Origin of the sequence: Brevibacterium senegalense (assembly GCF_000285835.1) — a bacterium.
Lineage (GTDB): Bacteria > Actinomycetota > Actinomycetes > Actinomycetales > Brevibacteriaceae > Brevibacterium > Brevibacterium senegalense.
In genome coordinates, this window is sequence record NZ_HE978602.1 from 261,472 (window position 1) to 288,219 (window position 26,748).

The 26,748-nt window shown below is 70.5% G+C and carries 18 protein-coding genes and 1 pseudogene; 9 read left to right on the forward strand and 10 right to left on the reverse strand.

What is annotated here, in order from left to right; genetic code table 11:
- Window positions 1–9: 9 nt before the first annotated feature.
- The gene (locus HGBR_RS07010) at window positions 10–1,302 is read right to left on the reverse strand and encodes an MFS transporter (RefSeq protein WP_019158626.1); all 1,293 of its coding nucleotides are present in this window, start codon (window positions 1,300–1,302) and stop codon (window positions 10–12) included.
- 73 nt (window positions 1,303–1,375) lie between these two features.
- Here HGBR_RS07010 and HGBR_RS07015 point away from each other — a divergent pair, with 73 nt between their 5' ends.
- Window positions 1,376–1,885: a winged helix-turn-helix transcriptional regulator gene (locus tag HGBR_RS07015; RefSeq protein ID WP_019158627.1), complete on the forward strand. Its 510-nt coding sequence runs from the start codon at window positions 1,376–1,378 to the stop codon at window positions 1,883–1,885.
- Window positions 1,886–1,900: 15 nt separating this feature from the next.
- Here the strand turns inward: HGBR_RS07015 and HGBR_RS07020 are convergent, their stop codons facing one another.
- Window positions 1,901–2,632 carry an IclR family transcriptional regulator gene (locus HGBR_RS07020; RefSeq protein ID WP_019158628.1) on the reverse strand — a complete coding sequence of 244 codons (732 nt, stop codon included), beginning with the start codon at window positions 2,630–2,632 and terminating at the stop codon, window positions 1,901–1,903.
- A gap of 160 nt (window positions 2,633–2,792) precedes the next feature.
- On the opposite strand from HGBR_RS07020, the gene HGBR_RS07025 reads away from it, so the two are divergent.
- Together HGBR_RS07025 and HGBR_RS07030 are read left to right on the forward strand one after the other, a co-directional pair.
- Entirely contained in the window at window positions 2,793–5,642 is a 2,850-nt protein-coding gene (locus HGBR_RS07025; protein WP_019158629.1) for an FAD-dependent oxidoreductase, read from the forward strand.
- A gap of 323 nt (window positions 5,643–5,965) precedes the next feature.
- On the forward strand, window positions 5,966–8,218 hold the full coding sequence (locus tag HGBR_RS07030) for an HNH endonuclease signature motif containing protein (protein WP_019158630.1): 2,253 nt from the start codon (window positions 5,966–5,968) through the stop codon (window positions 8,216–8,218).
- 182 nt (window positions 8,219–8,400) lie between these two features.
- Here the strand turns inward: HGBR_RS07030 and HGBR_RS07035 are convergent, their stop codons facing one another.
- The gene (locus HGBR_RS07035; RefSeq protein ID WP_019158631.1) at window positions 8,401–10,020 is read right to left on the reverse strand and encodes an iron-sulfur cluster-binding domain-containing protein; all 1,620 of its coding nucleotides are present in this window, start codon (window positions 10,018–10,020) and stop codon (window positions 8,401–8,403) included.
- Window positions 10,017–11,318, reverse strand: a complete 1,302-nt coding sequence (locus tag HGBR_RS07040) for an aromatic ring-hydroxylating oxygenase subunit alpha (protein ID WP_019158632.1) — start codon at window positions 11,316–11,318, stop codon at window positions 10,017–10,019. Before HGBR_RS07040 ends, HGBR_RS07035 begins: the two co-directional genes overlap by 4 nt.
- 335 nt (window positions 11,319–11,653) lie before the next feature.
- Between HGBR_RS07040 and fdhA the strand changes: the two genes are divergently transcribed.
- A complete protein-coding gene (fdhA, locus tag HGBR_RS07045) occupies window positions 11,654–12,868 on the forward strand; it encodes a formaldehyde dehydrogenase, glutathione-independent (protein ID WP_040364829.1) in 1,215 nt (404 codons plus the stop codon).
- Between the two features lie 187 nt (window positions 12,869–13,055).
- Here fdhA and HGBR_RS07050 read toward each other — a convergent pair whose 3' ends face one another.
- Together HGBR_RS07050 and HGBR_RS18790 are read right to left on the reverse strand one after the other, a co-directional pair.
- Window positions 13,056–14,015, reverse strand: a complete 960-nt coding sequence (locus HGBR_RS07050) for a LysR family transcriptional regulator (RefSeq protein ID WP_019158634.1) — start codon at window positions 14,013–14,015, stop codon at window positions 13,056–13,058.
- Window positions 14,016–14,148: 133 nt separating this feature from the next.
- Window positions 14,149–15,609 (reverse strand): S1C family serine protease, encoded by a 1,461-nt coding sequence (locus HGBR_RS18790; protein ID WP_026077412.1) that lies wholly within the window; start codon window positions 15,607–15,609, stop codon window positions 14,149–14,151.
- A 205-nt stretch (window positions 15,610–15,814) separates the two neighbouring features.
- Here HGBR_RS18790 and HGBR_RS07060 point away from each other — a divergent pair, with 205 nt between their 5' ends.
- Window positions 15,815–16,261, forward strand: a complete 447-nt coding sequence (locus HGBR_RS07060) for a hypothetical protein (protein ID WP_019158636.1) — start codon at window positions 15,815–15,817, stop codon at window positions 16,259–16,261.
- An 11-nt stretch (window positions 16,262–16,272) separates the two neighbouring features.
- Here HGBR_RS07060 and HGBR_RS16910 read toward each other — a convergent pair whose 3' ends face one another.
- Window positions 16,273–18,618 carry an alkaline phosphatase D family protein gene (locus HGBR_RS16910; protein ID WP_019158637.1) on the reverse strand — a complete coding sequence of 782 codons (2,346 nt, stop codon included), beginning with the start codon at window positions 18,616–18,618 and terminating at the stop codon, window positions 16,273–16,275.
- Between the two features lie 311 nt (window positions 18,619–18,929).
- Between HGBR_RS16910 and dnaK the strand changes: the two genes are divergently transcribed.
- From dnaK to HGBR_RS07085, 4 genes are all read left to right on the forward strand, one after another.
- Window positions 18,930–20,783: a molecular chaperone DnaK gene (gene dnaK / locus HGBR_RS07070; protein ID WP_019158638.1), complete on the forward strand. Its 1,854-nt coding sequence runs from the start codon at window positions 18,930–18,932 to the stop codon at window positions 20,781–20,783.
- The gene (locus HGBR_RS07075; RefSeq protein WP_019158639.1) at window positions 20,780–21,529 is read left to right on the forward strand and encodes a nucleotide exchange factor GrpE; all 750 of its coding nucleotides are present in this window, start codon (window positions 20,780–20,782) and stop codon (window positions 21,527–21,529) included. Before dnaK ends, HGBR_RS07075 begins: the two co-directional genes overlap by 4 nt.
- 154 nt (window positions 21,530–21,683) lie before the next feature.
- Window positions 21,684–22,715 (forward strand): DnaJ C-terminal domain-containing protein, encoded by a 1,032-nt coding sequence (locus HGBR_RS07080; RefSeq protein WP_019158640.1) that lies wholly within the window; start codon window positions 21,684–21,686, stop codon window positions 22,713–22,715.
- A 6-nt stretch (window positions 22,716–22,721) separates the two neighbouring features.
- Window positions 22,722–23,186, forward strand: coding sequence for a heat shock protein transcriptional repressor HspR (locus tag HGBR_RS07085; RefSeq protein ID WP_019158641.1), 465 nt, complete (start codon window positions 22,722–22,724; stop codon window positions 23,184–23,186).
- Between the two features lie 19 nt (window positions 23,187–23,205).
- Here the strand turns inward: HGBR_RS07085 and HGBR_RS07090 are convergent, their stop codons facing one another.
- From HGBR_RS07090 to HGBR_RS20435, 3 genes and pseudogenes are all read right to left on the reverse strand, one after another.
- Window positions 23,206–23,982: a maleylpyruvate isomerase family mycothiol-dependent enzyme gene (locus HGBR_RS07090; protein WP_019158642.1), complete on the reverse strand. Its 777-nt coding sequence runs from the start codon at window positions 23,980–23,982 to the stop codon at window positions 23,206–23,208.
- A gap of 41 nt (window positions 23,983–24,023) precedes the next feature.
- Complete coding sequence (locus tag HGBR_RS07095; RefSeq protein WP_019158643.1) at window positions 24,024–25,655, reverse strand: SLC13 family permease; 1,632 nt, start codon at window positions 25,653–25,655, stop codon at window positions 24,024–24,026.
- Window positions 25,656–25,850: 195 nt separating this feature from the next.
- A pseudogene (locus HGBR_RS20435) lies at window positions 25,851–26,748 on the reverse strand (PT domain-containing protein); the annotation flags it as partial.

Consider the following 26,748-nt stretch of genomic DNA (forward strand, 5'->3'; position numbering starts at 1 on the left):
TCCAGGATCTCACCCCTGGACCGGCACCGGCGACCGTCTGCCGCGTGTCTCGTTCCCGGAGGCGCGCGTCATGATCGAGAGGACGGCCGCGATCGCGCACATCGCGGCACCGCCCCACCACGCGTAGGTGTAGGCGCCGAACTCGTCGCGGACGACGCCCGCCGCCGTCGCCGCGATCGCGGCCCCCACCTGGTGGGAGGCGAACACCCACCCGAACACGATCGTGCTCCGGTCCCCGAAGATCTCCCGGCACAGCGCGACGGTGGGCGGGACCGTCGCGACCCAGTCGAGGCCGTAGATGATGATGAAGAGCAGCATGCTGGGGTGGACGCTGTCGGACAGCAGCCACGGCAGGAAGAGGAGTCCCACTCCTCGGAACGCGTAGTACAGGAGCAGCAGCAAGCGCGGGTTGAACCGGTCCGTCAGCCAGCCGGAGGCGATCGTGCCGACGATGTCGAAGACGCCCACGATGGCCAGGAGTCCCGCCGCGGTCGTCTGCGACATGCCGTGGTCGTGGGCGGACGGGATGAAGTGGACGCCCACCAGTCCGTTCGTCGTGGCGCCGCAGATCGCGAAGGCGAGCGCCAGTGCCCAGAACGACCGGTGCCGGGCCGCGATGAGCAGTGTCTCGATCGCGCGCTTCATCGCACCGCCCGTGGCGCGGTGGGCGGGGACGAACGTGTCCGGGTCCGCGCCGTAGGGGAGGACGCCCCGGTCCTCGGGGTGGTCGCGGATGACCGCGATGACAAGGGGGACCGCCAGAAGCGCGATCCCGCCGACCACCAGGGAGGCGGGGCGCCAGCCGATCGTCTCCGCCATCGCGGCGACCGGCGGGAGGATGACGAGCTGACCCGTCGCGGCACCGGCGGTCAGGACGCCCATGACGAGGCCGCGGCGACGGAGGAACCAGCGCTCAGCGATCGTCGCGGCGAAGACGAGTGCCATCGCACCCGTCCCGCCGCCGATCAGCAGCCCCCAGAACACGAGCAGCTGCCACGATGCGGTCATGACGACGCTGCCGCCGGCGCCCACCGCGATGAGGGTGAGGGCGGTCGCGACGACGCGGCGTATCCCGAACCGGTCCATGAGGGCGGCGGCGAACGGCGCGACGAGACCGTAGAGCACCAGGTTGATGCTCATCGCGACGGACATGATGCTCATGGACCAGCCGAACTCCGTGTGGAGCGGCACCATGAGGGCACCGGGGGCACCTCGGAAACCGGCGGCGGCGAAGAGGGCCAGGAACGCGACGATCGCGACCCACCACGCAGGATGGATGCGGTGCCTCGGAGGATGCGCCATGTAGATGACTTTCGTGAGCGAAGTTGTAGACTGTCAGCGAGTCTAGACCACGATGGGGCGACAGGAGGCTGCGATGGCAGTGCGATCGGATCTGTCGGAGCGGCTCTGCCCGGTCTCCCGCGCCGTCGACGTCCTGGGGGACCCGTGGGTCCTGCTCATCCTCCGCGACGTCCTCCACGGCAATGGGCGCTTCGATCACCTGCGCGACAGCCTGGGAGTCTCTGAAGCGGTCCTGAGCCGCCGTCTGCACTCCCTGGTCGAAGCGGGGCTGCTGGAGCGGGTCGACTACCACGACGGGGCGCGGTCCCGCCGGGGCTACGCGGCGACGGAGGCCGGTGCGGACCTCCTGCCGATCCTCCAGCAGCTGGCGATCTGGGGCGAGAAGCACACCGCCCTGCCCGCCGGCGGTGGGCACATGGCCCTCATCCACGAGTCGTGCGGCGAGGAGACCGTCCGCGGCGAGGTCTGCAGCGCGTGCGGCCAGCCGCTGGCGGCCTCGGACATGTCGTGGTCCAAGCCCTGGTTCGGCCGGATCGACCGGCTGGTGGGCCCGGGGATCGTGCGCGATCCCCGCACCGCCTGAGGCGGGTCGGCCTCCTCAGTGCCAGCGGCCGGTCGCGGCGGCCAGCTCCGTCAGCCGGGCCGCGGTCTGCGCGAACGACTCCGGGGGCAGGCTGTGGGTGGGGCCGGTGACGGTGAGGGCGGCCTCGGCGTCACCGCCCGGCAGGCGCAGGGGGACGGCGACGGCGGTGGTGTGCTCCTCCCACTCCTCGTTCGAGGCGGCCCAGCCGCGGGCGGCGACCTCCTCCAGTTCGACGGTGAGCCGGTCCGCAGACGTGATCGTCGCGGGCGTGAATGCGGGGAGGTCGGTCTCCCGCAGGCGTGCGGCGGCCTCGGGGGCATGGGCCAGGAGCATCTTGCCGGAGCTCGTCGCGTGGCCGGGCGTGCGCAGTCCCACGTAATGGCGGGCGGCGAGGATCCCCGCACCCACGGTCTGGGAGACATTGACGGCGTGGCCGTCGTCCAGGATCGCGACGTTCGCGGTGAGGCCCGTGTCCTCCGCGACGCGATCGCACAGCAGCTGGGCGACCTGGGAGAAGTCCGGTCGGATCGTGACGGCGCTCGCCAGCCGGACGAGACCCAGCCCCAGGGAGTAGTCGCCGCCGGCGCGCTGCTCGACGAGCCCGTGCGCGGCCAGTGAGGACAGGATCCGCGAGGCGGTCGACTTGTGGACCCCCAGGCGGTCGGCCAGGCGCGACACGCCGGCGGTGCCGGACTCCGCCAGCAGTTCGAGGGCCTCGACAGCGCGGTCGATCGATTGGATGCTCATGTCCCTCCTGGGGTTGTGGTGCACGTCTTGACGTGGCCTGCCTCACACGCTTGAATAGTTGCACGATACGCGGCAGTTGCTCAATGTGCAACTGATCGGATCGACGAAGACCCGTCCGCAGAGCGCCAGACCCCACTCCGTCCCACCTCCGGGAGGCATCATGACCACGCCAGCCACCTCCGCTCGAGCCGTCGCACCCAGCGGGCCGATCACCCTGGAGGACCGGGTCTCCGCCTCTGCGCCTCAGCCCATCGACCCGGCCTCCCGCATCGTCATCATCGGAGCCGGTGTCGTGGGCGCCGCGCTGGCGGACGAGCTGATACTGCGCGGCTGCACGGACGTGACCGTGCTGGACCAGGGGCCGCTGCCCGTCACCGGCGGCTCCTCCTCCCACGCGCCCGGTTTCGTGTTCCAGACCAACAACTCGCGCGTCATGTGCCAGTTGGCGCAGCGGACCCTCGACAAGCTCGACGGACTGGAGGTCGACGGCCGTCGGGTGCTCGATCGGACCGGCGGGCTCGAGCTCGCGACGACGGAGGGGCAGCTGGCGGAGCTGCGACGCCGCCTGGGCTTCGCCCGCGCGTGGGGCGTCCCGGCGGAGCTCGTCGAGCCGGACCGGGTGGCGCAGCTGTGGCCCGGGATCGACACCTCGGAGATCATCGGCGCGCTTCACACGCCCACGGACGGCGTCGTCTTCTCGAAGCGCGCCGTGCAGTTCCAGCTGGAGCGGGCCCAGGCCGGCGGGGCCCAGGCGATAGGCCTCACCCGCGTGGTCGACGTCCTGACAGAGGACGGCCGCGTCACGGGAGTCGAGGTCGAGGACGCGAGCGCGGGCGCGTCCGCCCAGGCCGCCCAGTCGGACGGGAACGCCTCAGCCGGCGATGCCGACAACGCTGCCGACGGAGCTCACCGCCGCGCCATCCCCGCGGACGTCGTCATCGCGACCGGCGGGATCTGGGGGCACCTGCTGGGACGGATGGGTGGGCTGAACCTTCCCATGCACCCGATGGAGCACGGCTACGCGTGGACCGCGCCCGTCCCGGACCTGCCCGGCACTGCACCGGACGGCACCCCGCTGGGAGACGACCAGGCGGGTCGCCCCATGCTCCGGCACCAGGGTTCCGGCCTCTACCTCCGCGAGTTCGGCACGCGGATCGGGATCGGCGCCTACGAGCACCGGCCGCTGCCGTTGGCCCCGCAGGACCTCACGGACACCGCGCACCTGCTGGAGACCGGTCAGGAGCCCGCGAAGCGCGGCTTCACCCACGAGGACTTCGAGTTCTGCCGTGCGGAGGCCGCTCGCATCCTGCCCGCACTGCAGGACCTGCCGCTCGAGGACGAGTTCAACGGCGTCTTCTCCTTCACGCCCGACGGCGGACCGATGCTGGGCCCCTCGGCCCGAGTGGACGGATTCTGGGCGGCGCAGGCGATCTGGGTGACGGCCTCGGCGGGGTGTGCCCAGGTGCTGGCCGACTGGATGCTGACCGGCGACCCGGGCATCGCGACCCAGGAGCTGGACTTCGCGCGCTTCGACCCGGTGCTGCTGGGCGACCGGTGGATCCGGGAGCGGGCGGCGGAGGCGTACGACGAGGTCTACGACGTGTCGTTCTCCCACCAGGCGACCACCGTCATGCGGGGCCTCAAGACCAGCCCGTTCCACACGCGCATCCAGGATGCCGGCGGCGTCTTCGACGAGGCGAACGGCTGGGAGCGGGCGCTGTGGCACCAGCAGAACGCGGCGCTCTTCACGGACCCGGAGTTCCGCTCGCGTCCGGTCAAGGCCTTCGGTGCCGCGGCGCGCGCGTCGACGGTCCTGCCGGATCCGGCGCTCGACGAGCAGCCGGACCTCGACGCGCCCGTCCCGGTCGCCGTGCCCCGTCGTGACGCGTGGGACCAGGTCAACTGGTCGCCCATCGCCGCCGCCGAGGCCTGGGCCACCCGCAACCGCGTCGCCGCCTACGACATGACCTCCCTGACCCGGTACCGCGTGCGCGGCGCCGGTGCGACGGAGTGGCTGGAGCGGCTCAACTCGAACAAGGTGGGCAAACTGCCCGGTGCCGTCACCTACTCGCTCATGCTCGACGAGACCGGCGGCATCCTCTCCGACGTGACCGTCACGAGCCTGGGCGGCGAGGAGTACCTCATCGGCGCGAACGGGCCGCTGGACCTCGACCGGCTCACTCGCTCGCTGCCGGAGTCCGGGACCGTCGTGCTGGACGACATCACGACCTCCACGTGCTGCGTGGGGCTGTGGGGTCCGCGGGCCCGCGACGTCCTCGAGCCCATCACGGAGGGCGACATCAGCCACGAGGGCCTGCGGTACTTCCGTGCGGCGCGCATCCGCGTTGCCGGCGTCCCCGTCCTGGCGCTGCGCGTCAGCTACGTGGGCGAGCTGGGCTGGGAGCTCTACACGGAGGCGGCGCACGGGCTGCGTCTGTGGGACTCGATCATGGCCGCGGGCGCGCCGCACGGCATCATCGCAGGTGGTCGCGCCGCGTTCTCCAGCCTGCGCCTGGAGAAGGGGTACCGCGCCTGGGGTTCGGACGTGACGCGCGAGGACACTCCGGAGGACGCCGGTCTGGGCTTCGCGGTCCGCATGCAGAAGGACGGCGGGTTCGTGGGCCGTGAGGCGCTCGAGTCCCAGCCGTCCCACGGCCGCCGACTGGTCGCCTTCGGCATGCGGATGGACGCCGGCAGGCCCGAGGCCGGTGCGCCCGTGTTCGCCGCCGCCTCCGTCGCCGGGGTCGGGGACGGCTCCGCATTCGTCTCCACCGAGGCCGCGGTTGCCGAGTCCTCGACCGGCCAGGCCTCGGACGCCGAGGCCGTGGGCTGGGTGACCAGCGCCGACTTCGGCTACGTGACCGGCCAGGTGATCGGCCTGGCCTGGGTGCCGGTGGAGCGCGCTGTGCCGGGGACGCGCCTGGGCATCATGCGGTTCGGCCGGGTGCTGGACGCCGAGGTGCTGGCCGAGCCCGTCTACGACTCGGGAATGGCGCGGATCCGGCGGTGACTGCGGGGCTCGTGGAGCCCGGATCGGCGCGGAAGCGCTGCCGTGCACAGGTCGCGTGCGCGGGTCGGTCAGTGACTGACGCGCTGTGACGCACAGTGAGCACCTCCTCACCTGCATCGATGAGCAGGTGAGGAGGTGCTCTTCTGCCTGCCGTCAGAAGCGTGAAGAATTCCGAACCGGAATCGTCAGATCTCTGGTGTGAGCGTGCTTGTTCGATTAAATTGTTCTATAACGTATTCGATCACTCGGTGATCGGGATCGTGAGCCGCAGTGGTCCAGGCTGCGGGATGTCGCAACGGAGCGGACAGTCGAAGGGGGTGGCCATGGCGATCGCACAGCAACCGGATGGATCGGTCGAGGACCAGGCCTACGCGCTGCCGTTCTCCGATGCGGATCGTGAGACGCTCATCGGTCGTGCGGCAGACATCGTCCAGCTCATGGATCAGGCCACCGATGTGAGCAGTGGGACCAGTGCGTGCGGGTCCTTGGGACCGCGAGAGGTGCTCGCGGCGCTGCGGGCTCTCGAGGTCGCCCGCCGCTGTGTGGAGAAGGCCGGCACGGATCTGCTGGCCGCCTACGACAGGCTGGGCGACAGCGCGGCGCACGGGTACCGTACGACGGCGGCGCTGCTGGCAGGCGAGTTCCGGATCCCCACCGGCGAGGTGCGCAAGCGGCTGCACCTGAGCCAGAGGCTCACGGGCCGGATCGCGGAGTCGGGCGAGAAGCTCGAACCGGTGAGGCCGGAGATCGCGCGGGAGTTCGCGGACGGCCACATCAGTGCCGATGAGGCGCGCACGCTCTGCGACGCGGTTGAGTCGCTGCCTCCGTCGATGGCCGGCGCCTACCAGGATCGCGTCGAGAAGACGCTGGTGGAGCTGGCGCCCACGGTGCGGCCCAAGGACATCCCGGCACTGTGCAACAGGATCATCCAGCATGTGGATCCGGACGGTGCCCTGCCCGTGTTCGAGCCGGAGCCCCACAAGTACAACGTGACCCTGGCGCAGCAGCGCAACGGCGACTGGCGTCTGCGGGGGCTGCTGAGCGGCCAGACCGGCACGACTCTCCACGCACTGCTGTACGGCAGGATGAAGGACGTGGATGTCCCCGTCACGGTGAAGCCGCACACGGGGTGCCGGGACGACAAGGCTGCTGCCGGTGAGGCGCCCGGGGTGTCCGATTCGTCAGCGACCGACCGCGCGACCGAGCACGCCCGTAGTCGCACAGCTGGTCACGCCGCCGGAGGGGCCGAACAGGGTGCATCCGCCGAGGACGCGATTGGTCGTCGTGCCGATGAGGCTGCACAGTGTGGTTCCACGCAGGATGCGACAGGTCGCGCGACGGGTCGCGGTGCCAGTGATGCCGGGTTCCGTGGTGAACACGAAGACGCGACGTCCGCTGAGGACTACACCGGCACCACCGAAAGCGACGACGATGTGGAAGCGTCCGGGATCCCGCTCGAGGCGGTCTGGGAGAGCACGGAGGTCAAGGTCTTCACGGAAGGACGCGTGGAGATCGAGGGGACGTCGTGGACTCTCGACGAGGATGAGCTGCCGTTCGTCTACGGGCCTGACGGGTGGTTCCAGGTGCTCCCGGAGCGGATGCTCGCGGAGGTGCGGCGCCTGCTGCCACAGGCTCGTGCCAGTGAGACCGGCATGGCGGAATCCGTGATCTGGGCGAAGATCCCGGGCCGGCTGCCCACCGGGCCACCCGGTCCCGGGCAGGCCTCCACCCCGCACGGTTTGGAACCACATGGTTCAGGACCACAGGGTTCGGAGCCTCCTGAGTCGGACCCGACTGGTTCCGCCCGGTATGCAGACTCGGAGCACCCGTCTGCCCGGCCGCTGGGTGCGGCGTCGCGTCCTGCACCGGAGGGCACTCACCGCAGTGGCGTCGCAGATCCGTGGCCCCGTGGTGGTCTCGCGCCCAGTGGTGTGCGCGAGGACGGACAGCGGTCGGACACGATGGTGCCGGATGAGAGTGCGAACGCGCCCGGAATCGCGCGACACGACAGGTTCGCGTTCCTGCTGCGCTGCGTCGCGCGGGAACGGGTCCTCCACGGTGCGGACCACGCACTCGTCATCACGGCGCGGCCGGAGGATCTGACGCGGCCGCATCGTCCGCTGGGCACCCAGACCGGCACGCCGGTGACGCTCGCCAGCACGGAGAAGTGGTCGAGCGCGGCTCAGACGTTCCTCCACCTGCTGGACGGGGGCGGTCGCACCGCGCAGATCCGGTCGCAGGGCCGGTTCGCCACTCGCACCCAGATGGCGGTGCTCGCCGCCCGCGATCAGGGGTGCACCTTCCCCGACTGCGACGCTCCGGCGGAGTGGTGCGAAGCGCACCACATAGAGCCGTGGTCCCGCGGCGGTCAGACGACCGTCGACAATCTGACCCTCCTGTGCCCGTTCCACCACCGCTGGTTCGAGGGATCCGGCTGGGAGAGCACGTTCCGCAGCGGGCTCCCGGCGTGGACGCCGCCCGCCCACGTCGACCGTCGCCGTCGGCCGCTGTTCCACTCGCGCTTCCGCGTCGCGCTGCTGAACCTCCAGCCGCGACTCTGGGCGGATGAGGACTGAGTGGACCTCGTCGTCGGTGGCAGAGGAGACGCACCATCGGCGACGACCTCCCCGTCTGACCCGGCAGCGCCTGCTGAGCCGGCGACGACCTCCCACCACGGCCGGCAGCGCCTGCTGAGTTGGCGACGTCCTCCCGTCTGAGCCGGATGTGCCTGATCGCCGTGGTGCGAGGGGAGTTCGGTTCACGCGTCGATGACGAGGTCGGTGGTCGCCGTCGAGCAGCAGGGGAGGAACTTCCCGGAGTCGATCTCACGCTGCCGGATGCCGCCCTGGTGGTTCATCTCCACCTCGCCGGACAGCTTCACGGATTTGCACGACCCGCACATGCCCTCCTGGCAGTTGGCGCCGATCCGCACGCCGGCCTGCTGCGCGACCTGCAGGATCCGCTCGTCCGTGCCGATCCGCACATTCAGGCGGCTGCGCATGAACGACATCGTGAGCGGTCCTTCGCCCACGGTCGTGAAATCGGCGGGTGAGGCTGCGTCCGGGGTTGATGTCGCACCAGGGGGAGAAGCGGCACCCCGAGGGGTGGCGGCAGCCGGGGCGTCCACCTCAGCCGGAGCCGCAGAGGCTGCGGCACCCACAGAGCCTTCGGCACCCGCAGAGGCTGCGGCACCCGCAGAGCCTTCGGCACCCGCGGAGGCTTCGGCACCCGCGGAGGCTTCGGCACCCGCGGTGCCCACAGCGCCCGCAGCGCCGACTGGTCCCGCCGTGTCCGCCGGTTCCGATGTCCCTCGAACCTCCGATGTCTCCTCAGCGACCGGCGACGTGCCCGCCTCGTCGTCCGCGGCCTCGGGCGCGGGGACGAACACGTCCAGAGCGGCGGTCTGGTTGTCGTGGTAGTCCTGGATGGCCTCGGCGTACTCCTCCGCCAGCTCGCTGGCGAGGGCGACCTCCTCCTTGTACTCGAGCCGCACGTCGCTGGTGCCCGTGAAGTACTCGACGTGGATCGCGGTGTCGTCGACGCCCACGTCCAGCAGCAGCTGCGTCGCGGCGTCGAGGTAGCCATGCGGTCCGCACGCGTACACGTGCCGGCCGTTGGCGTCCGGGGCGACGTCGTCGATCATCGACGTGGTGAGCCGACCGACCATGCCCTCCCACGTGCCCTCCACGCTGCGGTCGCCCAGGGAGTAGTAGACGGTGATGCGGGAGTCGATCGAGGTGAGGTATTCGAGCTCGCGGGAGAACGCGAACGTGCCCGGCGCCGTGCCGTGGTAGAGCACGACGATGTCCGCGTACCCCGGCAGGGTGTGGATCGTGCGGATCATCGACATGATCGGGGTGATCCCGGACCCCGCGGCCAGGAGGAGGTAGCGGGGGCGGCGCTCGGCGTCGGGGAGGTGGAACGCGCCCACCGGTCCCAGCATCTCCAGCACGGTGCCTGGCCGCACGTTGTCGTGCACCCATCCGGACACCCGCCCGTCCTCCTCCCGCTTGACCGTGATGTCGAACGTCCACGGCTGCGTGGGCGCCGAGGACAGCGAGTAGCTGCGATCCACCGGATCCGCGTCCGGGCCGTCGACCGGGAACGCGATCCGCAGGTACTGTCCGGGGCGGAACGCCAGCGGGGCGCCGTCGACCCGGCGGAAGACGAAGGTCTTCATGCCGCCGGCCTCCGGGACGATGCCCACGCATTCGGCCAGGAACTCCTGCGGATGCCACGGATTCAGCGCGACCGCCGCACCCGCGGGGCCCGACGTCGCACTCAGCACCCGGTTCCACGGCATCTCCAGATCGCGGATGCGCTGGGTGATTGCTGCAGCAGGGGCCGAGGTGGGATCCTGCACCAGCTCCTGCGTCATGCGAAGTGCTCCCGCATCCGCTGCACGTACCAGTTGATGAACGCCTCGACCTGGTACTCGCTGCGCATGTACGGCCCGGGCTCGTAGGCGGGGCTGGCGGCGCCGCGCTGGCACAGCTCGACGAACGCCCGGTCCTGGATGTTCGTCTGCTTCCACGTGTGGGTGAGGGTGTCGAGGTCGTAGTCGACGCCCTCGACCGCGTCGTCCGGCACCAGCCAGGTCGTCCGCACCAGGGTCCGGTCCGCGCTGACCGGGAAGGCGGAGAACGTGATGACGTGGTCCGACAGCAGGTGGAACCACGAGTTGGGCTGCAGGTGCATCGAGCAGCGTCCCAGCCGGAAGTCCGGCAGATCGCCCAGCAGCCGCTTCGACAGGCGACGGCCGGTGGCGGAGAACGACTCGCCGTGCCCGTCCAGCGGCTCACGCGAGATGCGGAAGCCGGCCACGCGGGTGTCCAGTTCCTCGAGCACCTCGTAGGGGAGTCCATAGCGTTCGCAGCGCTGACGCAGCTCCAGCTCCGCATCGAGGTTCCGCTGCCACACCTCCGCCAGGTGGGGCGGGACGACCTCGTCCGTCAGGCCCCACGTGGGGAACAGCGAGCACGCCAGCTCCGGGTGTCCGTCGCAGTGGTAGCACTCGCGGTTGTTCTCCATGACGAGCTTCCAGTTGCCCTCTTCGACGAGGTCCTGCTGGTGGGCCACCTTCGTCCGCGCCAGGTCGTGCGGGGCGACGTAGGGCTCGAACAGTGCGGAGACCGCGTCGAAGTCCTCCGGCGGCTCATCCGCGAGGCACACGAAGATGAGGCCGGCGACCTCGCGGGAGTGCACCGTCTTGAGGCTGTAGCAAGAGGGGTCGAAGTCGATCTCCCCCGGCGCCGAGGCATGGATGAGCGTGCCGTCCGGCTTGTAGGTCCACGAGTGGTACGGGCACACGATGTTGCCGGTCGTCCCGGAGCGCTCCGGCAGCACCCGCGCTCCGCGGTGACGGCACACGTTGTGGAGCGCGTTGATGCCGCCGTCGTCGTTCCGCAGCACGATGATCGAGTGCGGCCCGTAGTCGACGGTGATGTAGTCGCCGGGCTCGCGGACCTCCGCGACACTGCCGGCGAAGACCCAGTGCCGTCCGAAGATCCCGTCCATGTCCGCGGCGAAGAACGCGGGGTCGGTGTAGAACGGGGAGGCCAGCGACAGGCCCGGCGGCCGGTCCTCCAGCAGTCGGCGGTGCTCTGCGACCCGCTCCTGGGGGAAGGAGTCGGTGAGTCGTCGGGTGGACCGGGGAGTGAGGTTGACTGCCGCCACGAATCTTCTCCTTGAGGGGTGTGCCGCGCACGACGAGGTGATGCAGGTCACCGCTCGTCATGCCGCAACTCTAGGAACGCGGTGGGCGCGGGAAAAGCGCAGGTTTCCGCGGGTGACCGTGCAGATCATCCGCATGATCCGATCGCCGATTCGCGCGGATCCGCGGAACGCCATCGGCCGCCCCGCTCACCTCGTCCGTCCGCATCCGACCACCCCGCCCGAGGCCGCCTCCAGCACCCTTGACGGTCCCCTTCCGCGCTGTGGAGACTGCAGGCACGCGCCGCCTCTGACCGGTGCCGCTGCATGATCACCCCTGCATGATCGGAGACTCAACGATGAGCAACAGAGCAGTCAGCTACGCGGGACCCGGCCGGGTCGAGGTCATCGACACGCCCTACCCGGAGTTCGAGCTCAAGGACGGGCCCGGTGTGAACCCGGCCAATGTGGGCCGGAAGGTGCACCACGGCGTCATCCTCAGGACCATCGCCACCAACATCTGCGGCTCCGACCAGCACATGGTCCGCGGTCGTACGACGGCCCCGGAGGGCCTCGTCCTGGGCCACGAGATCACCGGCGAGGTCGTCGAAGTGGGCCGCGACGTCGAGTTCGTGCCGGTGGGCGATGTCGTGTCCGTCCCCTTCAACATCGCGTGCGGGCGCTGCCGCAACTGCAAGGAGGGCCAGACGGGCATCTGCCTGAACGTGAACCCGGACCGGCCCGGCTCCGCGTACGGCTACGTCGACATGGGTGGCTGGGTGGGCGGTCAGGCGGAGTACGTCCTGGTGCCCTACGCGGACTGGAACGTCCTGAAGTTCCCGGACCGGGACCAGGCGATGGAGAAGATCCTCGACCTCACGATGCTCTCCGACATCCTCCCCACCGGCTTCCACGGCGCGGTGGGCGCGGGTGTGACGGTGGGGTCCACCGTCTACGTCGCCGGTGCGGGACCCGTGGGTCTGGCCGCGGCGACCTCCGCCCAGCTGCTGGGTGCGGCCGTCGTCATCGTGGGCGACCTGAACGCGGACCGGTTGGCGCAGGCGGCGAGCTTCGGCTGCGAGACCGTCGACGTGTCGAAGGGGAACCCGGCCGACCAGATCGAGCAGATCCTGGGCGTGCCGGAGGTCGACTGCGGCATCGACGCGGTGGGCTTCGAGGCGCGCGGACACGGTGCCGACGCCGCCACCGAGGCACCCGCCACCGTCCTCAACTCCCTCATGGAGATCACCCGCGCCGGCGGCAGCCTGGGCATCCCCGGCCTCTACGTCACCGGCGACCCGGGAGCCGTCGACAAGGCCGCCCAGGAGGGTTCCCTGTCCATGCGGTTCGGCCTGGGCTTCGCGAAGTCGCACACGTTCGTGACCGGCCAGTGCCCCGTCATGAAGTACCACCGGGGCCTCATGCAGGCGATTCTCCATGACAAGGTCAGCATCGCGAAGAACGTGAATGCGACCCCCATCGGGCTCGAGGACGCCCCGCAGGGCTACGCCGCTTTCGACGAGGGCGCGGCCCAGAAGTTCGTCCTCGACCCGCACGGGCTCATCCCCCGCTGAGCGAGCGGCAGGAATCCTCGGGGCCCGCGGGGCCGGGATGGTCTGCAGAGGACCGGACCAGCCTCGCGGGCCCCGCACGTCGCCGAGGCCGGGACCAGAACTGGTCCGGGCCTCGGCGACGTTGTGGGCCGGCGACTGCGGGGCTGGTGACCGCCGGGGCTGGCGACTGCGGGGCAGGGTGGCGGGGTCAGCTGGGAGTGCGGGTGGCCTCGGCGGTGGTGCGCAGCGCGTCGAGAGCCTCTGCGAAGACCGTGTGCGCCCGCGCGCCCCGGCGCAGCACGGCGAGGATCCGCCGGCTGGGAGCCTGCGGGCCGTCGAGGGGGACGCGCACTGCGCGGCCGCCGCCGTACAGCGGCATGAGGCGGGGGATGAATGCGATGCCCAGGCCGTCGCTCACCAGCGATTCCTGCGACCCCCAGTCCGACACCTGGTGGACGACGCGCGGCGTGGCGCCTGCGGCGGCGAACGCGGAGACGAACAGAGCGCGGTACGGGGTGCCGGGGCGGTCGGTGATCCAGGGGTCGCCGGTCAGCTCGTCGAGGCCCACCGAGGTGCGGGCGGCCAACGGATGGTCGGCGGGGAGGAGGACGTCCAGCGGGTCGTCGACGAGCGGGATCTGCTCGACCTTCTGCTCGTCCAGCTCGTGCGTCATCTGGATCGCGACGATGACGGCGATGTCGAGCCGGTCGGCGATGAGGAGGTCGACGCAGCGGGCGGGGTCGGCCTCGACGATGTGGACGTCGAGACCCGGGTGGGTGGCCTTGAGGCCGGCGGCGACCGGCGACAGGAGGGAGCTGGTCGCCGTCGAGAACCCACCCAGTCGGATGACCGCCGGGGTGAGGTGCTGGTCCGCGTTGCGCACGGCGGCGTGCGTCTCCTCCCACAGGGCGACGAGGTCGTCCGTCCGTTCGACCAGGGCGGCGCCGGCGGCGGTGAGCCGCAGGCCCCTGCCGTCGCGGACGGTGAGGCGCACGCCCAGGGCGCGCTGGTACTCGCGCAGCTGGGCGGAGACCGCAGAGGGGGAGTAGCCCAGGGCCTCGGCGGTGGCGGCGATCGTCTCGCGGGCCGCGAAAGTGCGCAGGACGATGAGGCGATGATCGAGCAGGGCTGTCTCCTTCTCCGGAGGATCCGCGGTGCGCCGGTGCACGCGGTGACAGCAGTCTTCCCCATCGCGGTCCGCGAGGGCAAGATGCGGAGCGAGCCGCCCGACGGGGGAGAAGCGCCGTCGGGCGGCCCTGAACGGAGGACGGCCGGGTCAGGGGTGCAGGGTGGGCCGGTCGTCAGTCGGCGGGACCCTCTGTGAGTTCGACGGTGGCGGTGTGCGTGTTCCCGCTGGTGTCGGTCCACGTGAGCTCCACGTGGTCGCCGGGCGCGTGCTGGTCGAGGACGTCCGCCAGCTGCGCGGCGTCCGCGACGCCGGCTCCGTCGACAGCGGTGATCGAGTCACCCTGCGCGAGTCCCACCTGCGCGGCCGGGGTGCCCTCGTAGACACCGCCCACGACAGCTCCGGCGGTCGTCTGGGCGCCGGACCCCGCGCCCGAGGCCGTGGTCGCCCCGGATCCGGCCGTCGGGTCGGCCTGGGAACCGGTCCCCGCGCCGGGCGCCGCACCGGACTCCGTGCCCGACTCCCACGACCACCCCGATCCCCGCTGCCGGAACGACGAGCCGTCGGCCGGCACGGACGTCTGCGGCGAGGTCAGCGCGACGCCCAGGAACGCCGGGTACCCCAGCGTGTTGGTCTCCGTCTGGATGCCGTCGATGATGTCCTGCGCGATGTCGAGTGCGTCGTCGATCGGGATCGCGAATCCGGTGATGTCCGCGCTGCCCTGCGACGCGGCCGTGTTGACGCCCACGACGTCGCCGTCCTCGTCCAGGAGCGCGCCGCCGGAGTCGCCGGAGACGATGTCCGCGTCGACCTCGATCATGCCGGTGAGGGACTCGGACTCCGCCGAGCCCTCCGCCGCGGTCGTCACGCTCGCATCGAGCGCCGTGACCGTTCCGTCCGCGGCCTGCAGCTCCCCGGCGCCGCCGGCGTTGCCCACGGCGGTCACGGTGTCGCCCACTTCGACGGGGTCGGCCGCGATGTCGGCGGGCTCGAGCGCGGCATCGGACAGGGTGTCGGACCCGGCGTTGGCCTCGGTGCTGGAGGCGGCCCCGGCCTCGGACCCTGCCTCGGTCTTGGGCCCGGCCCCGGCCCCGGCCCCGGCCCCGGCCTCGGAGTCGATCGTGAGGACGGCGACGTCCTGGGTGGAATCCGATCCCACGACGGTGGCCTCGTAGGTCTGCCCCGTATCGGCCACCGTGACGGAGATCGACGTCGAGTCCGCGATCACATGGTTGTTCGTGAGGATCGTGCCCTCGTCGTCCAGGAGGATCCCGGTCCCTGCGGCGGCCGCGCTCTCGTATCCCATCTCCGTCTCGATGAGCACGATGCCGGTGGCCTCGTCCTCCGTCGCCGGCTCCTGCTCGAGAGTGCTCTGGGTATCGAGGGTGCCCTGGGAGGGGGAACCGGATGATCCGGGTGTCTGCGTCTGTCCGGGGACCTGCGTCTGGCTGGCCGCGTGCGTCTGTCCGGGACCCTGCGTCTGGCCGGGGACCAGGAGCTGGGCGGAGTCCAGCGCCACGGCGTGCCCCTGCACATCCGGTGCCGCGCCGGCGGCGGGGACTCCCGCCCCGACGGTGAGGATCACGGTGAGTGCGAGGGCGCCCGCGGAGAGCGCGCCTCTGGTGATTCTGTTCATGGTCCCGGCCTTTCCCACTGGTCCGATGTCGTCACCACTCATTCCGCCACTCCCACCTGTGTCGGAGCCATGTCGCGGATCGCGGGAGCGTGTGAGGACGCCGCGACTATCGTGGGAGCAGATCCCGGAGTCCACTCCGGGACCCCGCGCACATGGTGGGTCTGCCCGCACACTGCGCGAATGCGCGCGATGAAGGAGCGGAACGATGAGCGACGAGAAGACGACCGGCGGATTCAGCGACGCGGAGCTCGCTGCGATGAAGCAGCGCGCGGCGGAGCTGCGGGCGGAGGGCGCCGGCGGATCCGGTACGGCGAAGAAGAAGCGCGAGGCGAAGGCCTGCGAGGACGCGCTCGCCGCCCTCGAAGGATCGGACCACGAGATCGGCAACCGCCTCCACGCGATCGTCCGCGAGGAGGCGCCGCACCTGGACCCGAAGACCTGGTATGGCTTCCCCTCCTACGCGCGCGACGGGAAGGTCGTCGTCTTCTTCACGCCGAAGACCAAGTTCGACGAGCGCTACGCGTCCCTGGGCTTCAACACGGACGCGCTTCTGGACGACGGGGACTTCTGGCCCACCGCGTTCGCGATCCTCGCGATGACCGACGAGGTCGAGGCACAGGTCCGCGACCTGGTCCGCCGCGCAGCGGGCTGAGCTTAACTCCGTCAGTCCGTGTCGTCGCCCTCAGATGCCTGCTCGTCCAGGACCGCGCGGCGCCGCCGCGCGGCGAAGGTGAGCCCGAGGCCGCCCGCCACCGTTGCCAGGCCCAGACCCAGCGCGCCCACGGTGTCCGCACCGGTCCGCGGCAGGTCCCCGCCCGGTCCCGGGGCCGGTGTGCGGTCGGGGCCGGGATCCTCCGGTGGCGGCGTCGACGGCCACGACGGCGACCCTGACGGTGAGGGCTTGGGCGGAGTGGAGGGTGTCGGCGACGGTGATCCGGTCGGCTGCGGCGTCCCGGTCGAGGTGGGAGATGCTGACGGCGACCCCGACGGTGAGGGGGCCTCGGTCGCGGTGGGGGTGGCCGTCGGAGTCCCCGTGGGGGTCGGTGCGCACTCCGCCCGGCGCGGCGCATCGCTGCGGGGGCCCACGGGACCGGAGGCCTCGCTCGTCACCCGACTGCCGGCGACCGTCTGGAACGACACCCGGTGCTGCGGCCGGTGGGTGGGGTCGACCCGCGGGTCCGGCTGAGACGACGAAGGCTCTGCCGTGAGGTGGAAGTCGGCCTGGACCCGCTCCTCGGTCACATCGATGAGGATGAAGCCGTGGCCGATCCCGTCCATCCAGCGGAGGTGCGGGTTGATGGCACCCAGGACGGCCTCGGCGACCTTGACCGCACCTACGGAGACGGTGGGCGAGCCCAGGACGCTGCGGACGATCTCGTAGAAGCCGTCCGAGGACACGGACGGGCACACGAACTCGACGCCCGCCGGTGCTGGGGTCGTCGCGAGCGACAGCTCCTGCGGGACCGGGACGGGCTCGGCGATCATGGGCGGGATGGGCGACCCCTCGCGGGCGGCCGGCGCCGGGGTGGGGTTCGACGCGGGTGTCGCGGTGGCCGTCGCGGCGGCGGCGCGGGCGGCCTCGGGGTAGTCCCGCACTGCGGCCTCCAGGACCGCGTCCGGATCCGCGACGAGGTCCTCGACCCAGCACGAGTGGATGTCTCCGGTGAGGATGACCGTGTCGCCGGCGGCCGCGGGCTGGCGGGCCATGTGCGTGAGCAGGCTCTTCTGATCCGCGCGGTACCCGTCCCACGCGTCCGCGTTCACCATGACGGAGCCCTGCACCTCGCCCATGTACTGGCCGGGCCACGCGAGCGGCGACACCATGACCTGATTGCCCACCAGGTGCCATCGCCGCGGCGTCGTCAGACCGTCCTGCAGCCACTCCATCTGCGCGGGATCCATGATGTGGCGGTCCGGGTCGTTCAGCTCCTCGTTCGTGTCGGGGCCGCCGATGAGGACGAAGGACCCCACCTGCTCGGAGCGGTGCTGGCGGGTCTCGACGACGGACAGGTCCGCGAGGTCGCCGTAGGTGAAGCGGCGGTGGAAGACCGTGCCGTCCTGCGTGGTCGCCGGATCGACGCGGATGGGCAGCCACTCCGTGTACGCCTGGAACGCGGCGGACATGCGGGTGGCGTAGTCGCCTTCGCTCTCGTCGTGGTTCTCCGCTCCGCCGGACCACGCGTTGTTCGTGATCTCGTGGTCGTCGAACGCCGTGATGAACGGGTGCAGCCGGTGCGCCTCCCGCAGATCCGGATCCGTCCGGTACTGCGCCAGGCGGATGCGGTAGTCCTCGAGCGTGACCGTCTCGTGGGCCGGTTCGTGGTCGCGCTCACCCACCAGCTCGTCCGGCCCGTACCGGTCGTCGCCGTTGCCGTACTCGTAGAAGTAGTCGCCCAGGTGGAGGACGAAGTCCAGGTCGTCGCGCTCCGCGATCGCCCGGTAGGTGCCGAAGTGGCCGCCGGTCCAGTTCGAGCACGACACCTGTGCGAACCGCAGTGCGTGGGTGGTTCCGGGCTCGTCCGGTGCCGTGCGGGTGCGGCCCACCTCGGACGTCTCGTCGCCGGCCGTGAAGACGTAGAAGTACTCCGTGTACGGGTCGAGGCCCGTCACGTCGACCTTGACGACGTGGTCCGAGTCCGGCGAGGTCGTCACCTCGCCGCTGGCGACGGCCTCCGTGCACTCCGGAGTGGGGGAGACGGTCCAGCGGACGGTCGCGGGCGTGCCCCGGTTGGAGCCCGGCAGTGCCGGCTCGCCCTCCACCCGCGGGGTGAACCGGGTCCAGATGATGACGGAGTCCGCGGTCGGGTCGCCGGAGGCCACCCCGTAGCCGAACGAGCCGTCGAACGCCGGTGCCGCTGCCGCCCGACCGCCGTCGAGGCCCCACAGGGCTGCCGCTCCCAGCGCGCCGAAGGCACCGGTGCGGAGAACGTCGCGGCGCCCGAGCGCGCGGGGACCCGGCGGCGGCGAGGGTGCGGGCAGGGCTGCGGGGTGATCATCTGCGCTGGTCACGCCTGCCATTCCACCGGGCGCGCGTCCGCCGGGGCAACGCAGAATCGGCTTCTCGCACCGAGTTCACGGAAGTGTCATCGCGGTGTCACCGAGGGGGGTGCGACGCGCGGTGCGACGTGCGCGCTGGAGGCTCGCCCGCACCTCCCCGAAAAATTCTCCCGCATCCCTGGAATAACACCCCGCGCACACAAGTTGAGTCTGGTGAACGCAGGTTTGCTGAGGTTCAGATTGACATGATCGCGACACCTCGGAAGACTGGCGGCAGAACATGAGCCGACCAGGCTCAACAGAGTCCAAAGGAGAGTGAAACCATGGCACGTGCAGTCGGCATCGACCTCGGAACCACCAACTCGGTCGTCGCGGTCCTGGAGGGCGGCGAGCCCAAGGTCATCGCGAACGCGGAGGGTGCTCGCACCACCCCGTCCGTCGTCGCGGTCAACAAGAACGGCGACTGGCTCATCGGCGACATCGCCAAGCGCCAGGCCGTCATGAACGTCAAGAACACGGTGTCGTCCGTCAAGCGCCACATGGGCACGGACTGGACCACGGAGCTGGGCGGCAAGACGATGACGGCACCGGAGATCTCCGCGCGGATCCTCCAGAAGCTCAAGCACGACGCCGAGGACTACCTCAACGAGAAGGTCACCGACGCCGTCATCACGGTGCCCGCGTACTACAACGACGCGGAGCGCCAGGCGACGAAGGACGCCGGTGAGATCGCCGGCCTCAACGTCCTGCGCATCATCAACGAGCCCACCGCCGCTGCACTGGCCTACGGCCTGGAGCGCGGCAAGGAGGACGAGCTCATCCTGGTCTTCGACCTGGGCGGTGGCACGTTCGACGTGTCGCTCCTGGAGGTCGGCAAGGACGAGGACGATTTCTCCACGATCCAGGTGCGCGCGACCTCCGGCGACAACAAGCTGGGCGGTGACGACTGGGATCAGCGGATCGTCGACCACCTCATCAAGGCCGTCAAGGACAAGGACGGCGTGGACCTCTCGAAGGACACGACCGCACTGCAGCGTCTGCGCGAGGCTGCTGAGCAGGCGAAGAAGGAGCTGTCCTCCGCCTCCAGCACCAACATCTCGCTGCAGTACCTGTCCATGAGCCAGGAGGGCCCGATCCACCTGGATGAAACCCTCACGCGCGCCAAGTTCGAGGACCTCACCTCGGATCTGCTGGAGCGGACCAAGAAGCCGTTCGAGCAGGTCATCAAGGACGCGGGCGTCACCATCAAGGACATCGACCACGTCGTCCTTGTGGGTGGCTCGACCCGTATGCCCGCTGTGAGCGAGGCCGTGGAGAAGCTGGCCGGCCGCGAGCCCAACAAGGGCGTGAACCCGGACGAGGTCGTCGCCATCGGTGCGGCGGTCCAGGCCGGTGTCCTCAAGGGCGAGCGCAAGGACGTCCTCCTCATCGACGTGACCCCGCTGTCGCTGGGCCTCGAGACCAAGGGCGGCGTCATGACGAAGCTCATCGAGCGCAACACCCCGATCCCCACGAAGCGCAGCGAGACCTTCACGACTGCAGAGGACAACCAGCCCTCCGTGTCGATCCAGGTCTTCCAGGGCGAGCGCGAGTTCACCCGCGACAACAAGGCGCTGGGCACGTTCGAGCTGACCGGCATCGCGCCGGCTCCGCGCGGCGTCCCGCAGATCGAGGTCTCCTTCGACATCGATGCGAACGGCATCGTGCACGTGTCCGCGAAGGACAAGGGCACGAACAAGGAGCAGTCCATGACCATCACGGGCGGTTCCGCGATGGAGAAGGACGACATCGAGCGCATGGTCCGTGAGGCCGAGGAGCACGCGGAGGAGGACAAGAAGCGCCGTGAGGCGCAGGACGTCCGGAACAACGCGGAGACCCTGGCCTACCAGACGGAGAAGCTCGTCGGCGAGAACGAGGACAAGCTGCCCGAGGACGTCAAGACGGAGATCAACTCCGACGTCGAGGCCCTCAAGGAAGCGCTCAAGGGCGAGGACGACGACGCGGTCAAGACCGCGTACGACCGCCTCGTGGAGAACCAGCAGAAGATCGGCGAGGCGATCTACTCGCAGCAGACTGACGAGCCGGCCGCCGGTGACGCGGATGCCTCCGCTGCGGACTCCGCTGAGGATGAGGTCATCGACGCCGAGGTCGTGGACGAGGACGAGGAGAAGAAGTGACGGCGAACGAGGATCCCCAGGACGGCCGCACCGAACCGGGCTTCTCGTTCACCGACAAGCGCCGGATCGACCCGGAGACGGGCGAGCCCAGGCCCGGTGCGCAGCCCCAGCCGCAGGCCGGGGACCAGCCCCAGCAGCGGGACCCCGCCGCCGAGGCCCCGGCCGGCTCCGGTGAGCCGGCCGGGGACCCGGCCCAGGCCTCGGCGACGGATCCGGTGGCGGACGAGACCGCAGCAGCGGACACGGCGGACCTGGGGGTCGAGATCCCCGAGGACGCGTCGTCGCTGACGGACGAGGTCGTGACCGAGGGCGGCGCGCAGTCTCCGGACGCGGTCCTGGCCGAGGAGCGGCTCGCGGACTTGCAGCGGATCAACGCGGAGTACGCGGCCTACCGCATGCGGGCCAACCGCGAGCAGGACCGGGCGCGCGAGAACGGCGCGATCGCGCTGGCGGAGGCGCTCATCCCGGTGCTGGACGAGGTCCGACTGGCGAAGGAGAACGGTGACGTGACGGGGCAGTTCGAGGTCCACGTGACGAAGCTGTTCGAGTCGCTGGAGAAGGCCGGCGTCGTCCAGTTCGGCGAGGCGGGCGAGGAGTTCGACCCCGCCGTCCACGAGGCGCTCATGCAGCAGCCCAGCGATGAAGTGGACGGGCCGACCGTCTTCATGGTCATGCAGCCGGGCTACCGCTACGGCGACCGCATCATCCGCGCGGCACGCGTGGGCGTGCAGCAGCCCGCCGACTGAATCGGCGGAACGCTCGGGTCCGGTTCCCGTGGGCGCCTGGTATCCAGGCGCCCGCGGGAACCGGCCCGGACGATCATCCGGACGGTGACCGTCCCCACCCGGCAGGGTCCGGGAGGGGCGCGGTGGCCGACCAGCGAACGAAGGGAGGTGCCAGGTGAATACCGGACCCCAGAACGACTGGTTCGAGAAGGATTTCTACAAGACGCTGGGCGTCCCCGCGGACGCGACGGACGCTCAGATCAAGAAGGCGTACCGGAAGCTCGCGCGGAAGTACCATCCCGACCAGAATCCGGGTGACGCGAAGGCCGAGGCGAAGTTCAAGGAGGTCGGGCAGGCGCACCAGGTGCTGTCCGACAAGGAGACCCGGGAGCAGTACGACCAGGTCCGACAGATGGGCCGCGGAGCGCGCTTCAGCGCGGGCTCGGGTGGTCAGGCCGGGGGCGGAGGCTTCGAGGACGTCTTCTCCGGCCTCTTCAACACCGGCGGAGGACCCGCAGGCGGCCGTGGCGGCTATCGGACGACCGGTGGCGACGTGCCCCCGGACTTCGCGGACCTGTTCGGCGGAGGATCGCCCTTCGGCGGCTCCCCGTACGGCGGGTCGCCCTACGGCGGAGGCTTCTCCACCGGGCCCACGAAGGGCGGCGACTACAAGGCGTCGACGACCCTGTCGTTCACAGAGGCAGTCAAGGGCGCATCCGTGAAGCTCACGATGCCCGGCGGCAAGCCGCTGACCGTCCGCACCCCCGTGGGTGTGAAGGACGGTCAGAAGGTGCGCCTGCGCGGCAAGGGCAAGTCCAGCCCCAACGGCGGCGAGGCAGGCGACCTCATCCTCACGGTGAACGTGAAGCCGCACCCCGTCTTCACCCGCGACGGCGACAACCTGCGGATGGAGCTGCCGGTCTCGTTCGACGAGGCGGCGCTGGGTGCCGAGGTGTCCGTCCCCACCCTGGGCGGACAGCCGGTGCGGATGAAGATCCCCGCGGGGACGCCGTCCGGACGAGTGCTGCGCGTGCGGGGCCGGGGCGTCGAGGGGAAGTCCACGACGGGCGACCTGCTCGTCACCGTCGAGATCTCCGTTCCGAAGGACCTGCCGCAGGAGGCGAAGGACGCGGTCGTCGCGTACCGGGAAGCGACGGCGAGCATCGATCCGCGCGCGGGCCTGATGGACGCGGCGCGGAAGGCGTGATGAGCGATGCGCATCTCAGCAGATGCAGCGGTGTACGTGATCTCCGTCGCGGCGGATCTGGCGGGCATGCACCCGCAGACGCTGCGCCAGTACGACCGCCTGGGACTCGTCAGTCCTGAGCGGACGGCAGGGCGCGGTCGGCGGTACTCCGCGGATGACATCGCCCGGCTCCAGCTCATCCAGCGGCTGAGTCAGGACGAGGGCATCAACCTGGCGGGGATCCGCAAGATCCTCGATCTCCAGGATCAGCTCCGCCGGGTGCGGGCGCGGGCCGCGGACCTGGAGCAGCAAGTGGAGCGGATGGAGGACGCCGCCGGCACCGGCAGTCGGGTGTTCGCGGCCGGTTCCACCGGAGACGTGTTCTCGATCCTGCGCGGGGAGCGACCGCAGCGGTACTCGCCCGGCAGCGCGCTGGTCGTCTACCGGCCGGACGGGGCCGGGCGCCCCGGACAGGGACGCCGCCGCGCGTGATGCAGGGGCGCCCCCGGGCTCAGAGCCAGGCGGGCGGAGTGGGGAGGTCGTGGGCGGTGCCGCCCCGGATCCCCTTGCGGCGATCGTCCGCGGTGGAGCGCGGCCAGCCGCGTCCCATGAGGTAGCTGAGGACTTCGGCGGCCTCGCCCTGGACGACGATCGGCTCGACCGAGTCGCCGGTCACCGCATCGCCTGTGCGGATGGTGAGGTTCTGGTCCCGGTCGAGGAACTCCAGCTCGTAGTGGGTGGTGGTGCCCTTCTTCTCCCAGATGCCCGGGACCTCGCTCAACAGCCGGTCGACGACCGCGGTGGGGTAGTCCAGCGCGGTCGCACCGATCCCCAGGTCCAGGGCGTGGATGAACGCCTCGCGGGCACGAAGCCATGGGATGTCCGCGGCGATGATGTCGTCGCCACGACCGGACACCAGCGGGCTGGCCCAGGTCTCCGGCGTCATGAGGGCGATGGACTCGTCCAGTTCGTCGACGACCTCGTGCGCGATCGCGATCGCGTCCTCCCCGCTCGTGTGCGTCGCGGAGTCGAGGATCTCCTGGTCGCGGGCCTCGCGTGAGGGGTACATGGGGTTCTCCACCCCGGTGCGGGCCCAGTCGAGCAGGCGCATGAAGCCCTCCGCGTTGTGCACCACGTGCATCGCGACGTGCACGCGCGACCAGCCGGGCAGCAGCGACTCCTCGACCATCCCCTTGGGCGAGATCTGGTCGAGTGTCTTGAGGTAGAAGCGCTCGCCCAGTGAGCGCAGGTCGAGATCGGTGGTGAGGGACTCCGCATCGAAGGTCATGCGCCCAGCTTATGCACTCGCGGTGCGGCCGGCGGCATCGGTCACACGAGGCCGATCCACTTCCAGTACGTGGCGGACAGCAGCAGGACCAGCAGGTACCCGATGACCGTCAGGGGGATGCCGGTCTTGAGGAACTGCGTGGCGGTGAACGCGCCGGTGCCGTAGGCGAGCATGTTCTGCGGGGCGGAGATCGGCAGGAGGAAGCCGAAGCTGATGACGAACTGCTGGATGATGACGAAGCCCAATCCGCCGTCGGCCGCGCCCGGCAGTGAGGCGGCGAGTGCGATGTAGACGGGGATGAGGGCGGACGCCAGCGAGGTCGCGGAGGCGAAGCCCAGGTGGATGAGGATCGTGAACGCGGACACGAGGGCGATCGTGGCCAGCATCGGCATGTCCGTGATCCCCAGCGAACCGAACACGGCTTCGGACAGCCACGCCGCGGCACCGGTCGTGAGCAGAAGCGATCCCAGGGAGATGCCGACGGCGAAGACGATGAGGGTTCCCCAGTTGACGAGGTCCTCGAGCGTCTTCCATGTGAACACGCCGATCTTCGGCACCAGCAGGAGGGCGATCGCGACGAGGGTGATCGTCGAGGAGTCGAGCGGGTGGAGGATCCCCTCCGTCGACCACATGAGGAGCAGGAGCACCGCGATGACGATGAGGCGGATCTCCTTGCCGGTCATGGGGCCCAGCTTTGCGAGGTCCTGTGCGACGATCTGCCGTCCGCCGGCGATCGACTCGACCTCGGGCTTGATCGCCCAGCGCATGACGAAGTACAGCGCGACGGACATGAGGACGGACCAGGGAGCGGCCCAGATGAACCACTGTCCCCACGACACGTCGATCCCCATGGATTCTGAGATGAAGCCGACGGCGACCAGATTCTGCGCGGCGGCGGTCTTGATGCCGATGTTCCAGATGGACACGGCTTGGGCGGACGCGATGACGAGGAGGGCGCCCAGACGGGAGTTCTTGGCGAGACCGAAGGCCGCGACCATGCCCAGCAGGATCGGCACGACGGCGCCGGCGCGCGCCGTGGCCGAGGGGACGAAGAACGCGAGGACGATCGAGATGACGATGGCGCCGATGAGGACGTGCGAGGTCTTTTCGCCGGACAGCTTGAGGACCCAGAGCGCCAGGCGCTTGTGGAGTCCGGTCGCCTGCATGGCGGCCGCGAGTGCGAGTGCGGCCGCTACGAGGGCGACAGCGGACGACGAGAACCCCGCCAACGCGTAGCCCAGCGCGTTCGAGCTGCCGACGGGGTCGGACTCTCCCTCCAGCCCTGTTCCCGGGGTGAGCCCCAGGATGATGGCGATGAGGCCGATGATGAGGGCGGAGCTGACGGTGTAGGAGATGGCCTCGGTCACCCACATGATGACGGCGAAGGCGAGGACTGCCAGTGCGACCTGGCCCGCGGGTGTGAGACCTCCCTCGAGGGGGAGGAGGAGCACCACGACGAGTGCCGCGAAGGCGGAGAAGAACCAGATCGGTTTGAGATTCAGGTGTGCCAGGAAGCTGTCGGGGTGGGCATCCGAACGCTTGAGCGCTGACTCCCGGTCGACGACGTTCTTCTCGGCTCGGGCCTCGTGCGTCCGGGCGGACCGCTTCTCTGCGCGTGAGCGGAGGCGGGAGACGTGCCGGGAGGACTGCCGGTCGTCGGGCTTCTGGTTCATCGGACACCCTTCTGCGTCGGTCGGCCGCGTTTCCACGCCGCTGCGTGGACGGGGCCGTGTCGGTGGAGGTGGTGGACGGATGAGCCGGACGGGGCCCGGACTCCCTGGCGGGAGCCCGGGCCCCGTCGCTGTCGGCGGAAGGAGGGATCAGCTCAGGTGCGTGATGATCCTCTTCTCAGCGCCGACGGTACTCGCTCAGGCGCCGTGGTCGAACCGACGGCGGCTGATCACGACGGCTGCGCCACCCACAGCCAGCAGTGCGGCACCCGCGGCGAGTGCGCCCAGCTCGGCACCCGTGCGAGGCAGCTGACCGCCGTCGTCCGAGCCGTTGTCGTCGGACCTGTTGTCATCCGAGCCGCTGTCGTCGGAGTCACCGTCGTCGGAACCGCCGTCACCGGAGTCGCCGTCATCCGTGGTCACGGTGAAGGTCCCCGTGAGGTCGTCGGCGGACTCCGCTGCGGCCTCGGCCTTCGCCGACTCGCTGCCCGCCTGGGCGGCGTCCTCGTCGATGCCCGACACGGCGACGGAGTAGTCGCCGATGTACGAGGCGGGATCGATCGACGACGTGCCGTAGACGACGGTCGACGCGACGCCGTCTTCGGCCGCGGTGGCGGAGAGGTCGGCCGGATCCACGTTCTGGCCGGACGTGGGTGCGACGGCGAACTCGATCTCGTCGCCGGGCTCCAGACCGGTCACAGAGAGGATGACGCCGTGCTCGGAATCGACGAACTCGGACGCCGTGATCCGGTCGGGCGAGATCGACAGGGCGAGCTCGTCGCCCTGGTCGTCGTCACCCTGGTCGCCGTCGTCACCCTGGTCGTCGTCCCCGTCATCTGTGGGGTCGTCTGTGGGCTGCTCGGTCGGGTCGTCCGTCGGGTCCTCGGTGGGCTCCTCAGTCGGCTCGTCCGTCGGGTCCTCGGTGGGCTCCTCAGTCGGCTCGTCCGTCGGCTCCTCGGTCGGCTCGTCGGTCGGGTCGTCCGTCGGGTCCTCGGTGGGCTCCTCAGTCGGCTCGTCCGTCGGCTCCTCGGTCGGCTCGTCGGTCGGCTCCTCGGTCGGCTCGTCCGTGGGTTCCTCCGTGGGCTGCTCGCTCGGC

Bases quoted from the DNA above. Each gene is read 5' to 3' on its own strand.
- HGBR_RS07095 (WP_019158643.1), bottom strand. From the start codon at position 25,655: ATGAACCAGAAGCCCGACGACCGGCAGTCCTCCCGGCACGTCTCCCGC.
- HGBR_RS18790 (WP_026077412.1), bottom strand. From the start codon at position 15,609: ATGAACAGAATCACCAGAGGCGCGCTCTCCGCGGGCGCCCTCGCACTC.
- HGBR_RS07025 (WP_019158629.1), top strand. From the start codon at position 2,793: ATGACCACGCCAGCCACCTCCGCTCGAGCCGTCGCACCCAGCGGGCCG.
- HGBR_RS07015 (WP_019158627.1), top strand. From the start codon at position 1,376: ATGGCAGTGCGATCGGATCTGTCGGAGCGGCTCTGCCCGGTCTCCCGC.
- HGBR_RS07020 (WP_019158628.1), bottom strand. From the start codon at position 2,632: ATGAGCATCCAATCGATCGACCGCGCTGTCGAGGCCCTCGAACTGCTG.
- HGBR_RS07060 (WP_019158636.1), top strand. From the start codon at position 15,815: ATGAGCGACGAGAAGACGACCGGCGGATTCAGCGACGCGGAGCTCGCT.
- HGBR_RS07035 (WP_019158631.1), bottom strand. From the start codon at position 10,020: ATGACGCAGGAGCTGGTGCAGGATCCCACCTCGGCCCCTGCTGCAGCA.
- HGBR_RS07085 (WP_019158641.1), top strand. From the start codon at position 22,722: ATGCGCATCTCAGCAGATGCAGCGGTGTACGTGATCTCCGTCGCGGCG.
- HGBR_RS07090 (WP_019158642.1), bottom strand. From the start codon at position 23,982: ATGACCTTCGATGCGGAGTCCCTCACCACCGATCTCGACCTGCGCTCA.
- HGBR_RS07010 (WP_019158626.1), bottom strand. From the start codon at position 1,302: ATGGCGCATCCTCCGAGGCACCGCATCCATCCTGCGTGGTGGGTCGCG.
- HGBR_RS07030 (WP_019158630.1), top strand. From the start codon at position 5,966: ATGGCGATCGCACAGCAACCGGATGGATCGGTCGAGGACCAGGCCTAC.
- dnaK (WP_019158638.1), top strand. From the start codon at position 18,930: ATGGCACGTGCAGTCGGCATCGACCTCGGAACCACCAACTCGGTCGTC.
- fdhA (WP_040364829.1), top strand. From the start codon at position 11,654: ATGAGCAACAGAGCAGTCAGCTACGCGGGACCCGGCCGGGTCGAGGTC.